This is a genomic window from Caulobacter sp., from assembly GCF_049283275.1.
GTDB lineage: Bacteria > Pseudomonadota > Alphaproteobacteria > Caulobacterales > Caulobacteraceae > Caulobacter.
This window is the reverse complement of sequence record NZ_JBAPVS010000046.1, coordinates 1-4465: the sequence shown is the minus strand read 5'-3', so window position 1 is coordinate 4465 and position 4465 is coordinate 1. Positions and strand designations below refer to the sequence as shown.

The 4465-nt window shown below is 69.5% G+C and carries 4 protein-coding genes; 2 read left to right on the top strand and 2 right to left on the bottom strand.

What is annotated here, in order from left to right:
- Positions 1-1782 (bottom strand): protein-disulfide reductase DsbD family protein (locus tag WAL33_RS02485; protein WP_422178155.1); only part of this gene is annotated, 1782 nt, incomplete at its 3' end.
- A gap of 117 nt (positions 1783-1899) precedes the next feature.
- Between WAL33_RS02485 and WAL33_RS02480 the strand changes: the two genes are divergently transcribed.
- Positions 1900-2292 (top strand): acyl dehydratase, encoded by a 393-nt coding sequence (locus WAL33_RS02480; RefSeq protein ID WP_422178153.1) that lies wholly within the window; start codon positions 1900-1902, stop codon positions 2290-2292.
- Between the two features lie 66 nt (positions 2293-2358).
- On the opposite strand, the gene WAL33_RS02475 is transcribed toward WAL33_RS02480, so the two are convergent.
- Positions 2359-3153 (bottom strand): SapC family protein, encoded by a 795-nt coding sequence (locus WAL33_RS02475; RefSeq protein ID WP_422178151.1) that lies wholly within the window; start codon positions 3151-3153, stop codon positions 2359-2361.
- A 375-nt stretch (positions 3154-3528) separates the two neighbouring features.
- Here WAL33_RS02475 and WAL33_RS02470 point away from each other — a divergent pair, with 375 nt between their 5' ends.
- Complete coding sequence (locus WAL33_RS02470; protein ID WP_422178149.1) at positions 3529-4338, top strand: acid phosphatase; 810 nt, start codon at positions 3529-3531, stop codon at positions 4336-4338.
- The last annotated feature ends 127 nt before the right edge of the window (positions 4339-4465 follow it).

Below are 4465 nucleotides of genomic sequence, written 5' to 3'. Positions count from 1 at the left end.
GGCGGGGGCGGTGCGGACGCCAACCACGACCAAGGCCACGGCGGCGACCAGCGACAGAGCCGCCAGCACGAACGGAACCGCCGCGCCCTTGCCGGCGATCTGGCGCGCCTGGGCCAGGCCGTACAGCCAGGCGGCGAAAGCGACCAGCACGCTGGCGGCCAGCAGGGCGGCCAACGGGATCCCGCCGGTCTGCTGGCTGAACACCCAGGCCAGCCACGCGGCCGTGGCGTACATCGGGAAGGCCAGGCCCTTCTTCAGCACGTCCATCCACGGACCCGGGCGCGGCAGGCGGCCCAGCAGGGCGGGGGCGAAGGCCAGGCTCACGAACGGCGCGGCGAAGCCCAGGGCCAAGCCCAGGAACACCGCCAGCGACAGCAGCGGCGGCTGGGTCAGGGCGTAGCCCAGGGCCCCGGCCATAAACGGCGCGGTGCACGGAGCGGCCACCAGTACGGCCAGGGCGCCGGTCAGGAACGAGCCGCCTATGCCGTTTCCACCCTGCCCCGAAGCCACGCCCTGCACAGACGCGCCGACCTCGAACACGCCCGACATGTTCAAGGCCACCAGCAGCATCAGCAGGGCCAGGGCGGCGACCACGGCCGGCGACTGCAGTTGGAAGCCCCAGCCCACGGCCGCGCCGCCGGCCCGCACCGCGATCAACAATCCGGCCAGGGCCAGGAAGGTGACGACCACGCCCGCCAGGAACGCCAGGCCCTGGACCCGGGCCTTGCCGGCGTGGTGAGCGTGGGCGGTCAAGCTGGCGGCCTTCATCGACAGGATCGGGAAGACGCAGGGCATCAGGTTGAGGATCAGGCCGCCGATGAAGGCGAAGGCCACCGCCAAGGGCAGGCCCAGGCTCGCGCCGCCGGCCGACCCGTGAGTCTTGGCCGCAGCCGCGGGCGGCGCGCCCAAGCCGCCGGCCTCGGCGGGGATCGCGCCCGGCGTGGCGGTGATCTCGTAGGCCGCGCCGTTCAGGGCCAGTACGCCGGAAAGCTCGGTCGGCTTGGCCTCGGCCTGCGTGAAGTCGTAGCCCGGAGTCAGAGACAGGGTCAGGCCCTGCGGCCCGCGCTCGATCGCCTGCTCGGGCGGATGCTCGATCACCTTGCCGGAATAGGGATAGAAGAACGCGCCGGACATGTCGGCGCCCTTCAGCGGCGCGCCGGTCACGGCCAGCTTCAGCACCGAGCCCTGGAGCTCGAACACGGCCTTCAGTCCAGCCGGCTTGGGGGCCTTGGCCAGGGTGTCGGCAACCTTGGCGGCCCATTTCGGATCGGGACCAGGCATGCCGGCCACCACCGGCAGGGTCAGGGTGACGACGGCGTCCTCGGGCACGCAGACCTGCTCGCAGACCAGGAAGGCGGCGGCGGCCTTCAAGGTGACGACCGAGCCGACCTGGGCATTGGCCGGCACGCTGATCGGCACGGGCAACAGCACCTCGCCGGTATAGGCGAAGTCCAGCAGCGGCCCGACGCGGCTCTTTTCCGGGGTCGGCCAGACGATGTCCCCGGCGGTCCAGCCAGCCGGCAGGGTCCAGACGATGCGAGTGGCGTCGCCGGCGTCGCCAGGATTGCGCCAATAGGTGTGCCAGCCCGGCTGGATCTTCTGCCGCAGGGCCACATAGACCGTCGAACCGGGCGCGGCGCCGGCCTCCTGGGAGACCAGTTCGACCTCGATATGCCCGGTCTGGACGGGCTCGGCCTTGGCCGCTCCCGTGACCAGGGGCGCGCCCAGCAGCAGGGCGATCACCAGCGCCGGCAGAACGGCGAACAGCTTGCGAAACGGCATGAACAGGTTCCAGGCGCGGTCGAGATCACGACACATGACCTCTCCAAGCGCTCTCGACAATGGCCAAGCCGTCGTGATCAGGTCGAAGACCCGCGTTCGCAAGAGAGTCGCCCGCCCATGCCCGCTTCCTTCGACGACATCGAGATCGGCCAGGTGGTGTCGCTGGGCGCCACGGTCGTCGACGGCAAGGCGCTGGAGACCTTCTGCGCGGCATTCCAGCCGGGCTGGCCGGCGACCGGCGGCGCGCCCGACACCATGGTCTTCGCCATCTGGTCGAAACTGGACAGCGAGGCCAGCGCCGCCTGGCCCCAGACCAAGCGGGTCGGCGTCGACGCCCTGCGCTGGCTGCGCAATCCGCCGGCCGGCGAGCTTCTGCGCGGCCGCATGACGGTGATGGGCAAGGACCCGGTCGGCGAGGGCAAGGGCATCGTCATCGCCCAGCACGACCTGCTGGACGAGGCTGGCCGGCTGGTCTTCTCGTGCCTGACGCGGAGCATCTTCGCGCGGTAGCGGACATGAAAAAGGCGGCGGGCTCTTTCGAACCCGCCGCCTCTTCAACGCCGTGAGGCGTCTGTCTTAGTTCAGGGCGCCGTTGGCGGCCGCTTGCTGCTGGCGCTGAGTGGCCAGGGCGATCAGGCGGTCCCAACCGATCAGCGACACCAGGTGCGCATAGATCTGGGCCAAGGCGCCGCTGGTCTGCAGCTCCTTGATCTTCTCGGCGGGCAGGGCGTTCAGCTTCTCTTCCGAGACGCCGAAGTACTCGGCCACGGTCTGCGGCTCGCCGGCCGAACCGTCGGCGTTGGCCGGCGTGAAGATGGCCTTCTTCAGTTCGAACAGGTCGTTGTCCTTCAGCAGCTGCACGAACGAGTCCGTGCGGCGGCGCTCGACTTCGAAGTCGTCGCAGAACTTGATGCAGTTCTGGGTGTATTCGGTCGGCTCGCCCTTGTCGTCGAACAGCGGGGTCTGGCCGCCTTCGGCCAGCAGGTCCGAACCGCGGTCGATGCAGACGATCAGACGATCCTGGCTCTCGTCATTGGCCAGGACGAACGGATAGCGACGGATATAGGCCGGGATGTAGGCGCCGGCCTCGAAGCTGCCGTCGGCCTGGATGAACAGGTTCTCGCCGGTGTTCAGGCCCATGACGGCCAGCGGCACGCGGTCGTCACCGGCGAAGATCACCGGATAGCTCAGGGCGGCGGGGGCGAATTCGGTGACGGCCAGCGGCACGGCGGTGCCGCTCAGGGCGAAGCCGTAGGGCTTGTCCTTGTGGACCAGAGCCAGCTTGGCGTGCTGCTCGCGGCTCAGCGGCTCCGGCGACGAATAGAACAGGACGTTGCCGGAGATGCCGCCGGCGGGTTGGGTCGTTTCCATGAACAGCTCGACAAAAGGCTAATGAACGGACGCCTATTGCGCTTAGGCGACCCTTAAAGGTCCGGCGCTTCTAGCCGATCCGGAGGGGCCTCGCAATCGACCCCTCCGCCTTGTGGTTAAGTGCAGCTTCCATTTCGCTCCGAGCGAGAAAGCGGCGCTGAAAACGCCGCTCCGAGCGAGGGACCTAGAACTGCCAGGCCACGCCCGCCCGCACCGAACGGCCCGGCGATGGGGCTGGGCGGATCCTGAACCTTGGCCGGGGGAGCGGTTCGATTTTAGTGTTATTGAATAACATTACGAGTCGTCCAGTCGCTTCACGCTTGACGCGGCCTCTCGTCGCCTTTCTGTGAACGGATGACCGATCGGAGACCGCCCATGACCCGCAAGGCCCTGCTCGTCGCCACCCTCGGCGGCGTCCTGTTGATGGGCTGCTCGCCGGTCCAGGACCTTTTCGCCAAGCCCGCCGCGCCCTACGCCGTCAGCCCCAGCACGGCCAGCTGGTCCAAGCCTCCGGCCGGCTATCTGAAGACCGGCATGAACCTGGACGGGGCTTTGATCGTCGGGCCGCCGCCCGCTGCGGACTCGCCGCGCGGCAAAGCCGACCGGGCGGCCTTCGAGGCCACGCGCAAGCTGGCGGGCACGCCGGCCTGGGACAAGGCGATCGCCGACGCCGACCTGTCGGGCGCCCACGGCTTCAAGAGCTTCTCCTGCGCCGCAGGCGTCACGATCAGCCCGCAGGCCACCCCGACCCTGGCCAACCTGCTGCTGCGGCTGACCGACGACGCCGCGACCCTGTACCAGCCGGCCAAGGCGGTGTTCCAGCGCAAGCGCCCGCCGGTAGGCAACACCAAGCCGATCTGCGTGCCGCGCGAGAAATGGATCGAGACCGACGGCTCCTATCCGTCCGGCCACGGGCTGATCGGCTGGTCCTGGGCCCTGGTGATCTCCGAGATCGCGCCCGAGCACGCCAGCGCCGTCCTGGCGCGCGGTCGCGAGTTCGGCGACAGCCGCCTCATCTGCGGCGTGCACTATCAGAGCGACATCGAGGCGGGGCGGTATCTGGGCTCGGCCATGGTCTCGCGGCTGCACCAGGACCCGGCGTTCTCGGCGGACCTGGATAAGGCCAAGGCCGAGGTGGCGGCTTCGAAGCTGAACGGGGCGCCCGTGGGGTGCCCTGCCGGCTGAGGACCTCCTCAGTCGCTACGCGACAGCTCCCCCAGAAGGGGAGCATCGGCCCGGACTGGATCCTCCCCCTTTGGGGGAGGTGGCCCGGAGGGCCGGAGGGGGGTCAGGTGCTGGGCCGTCCCGTCGC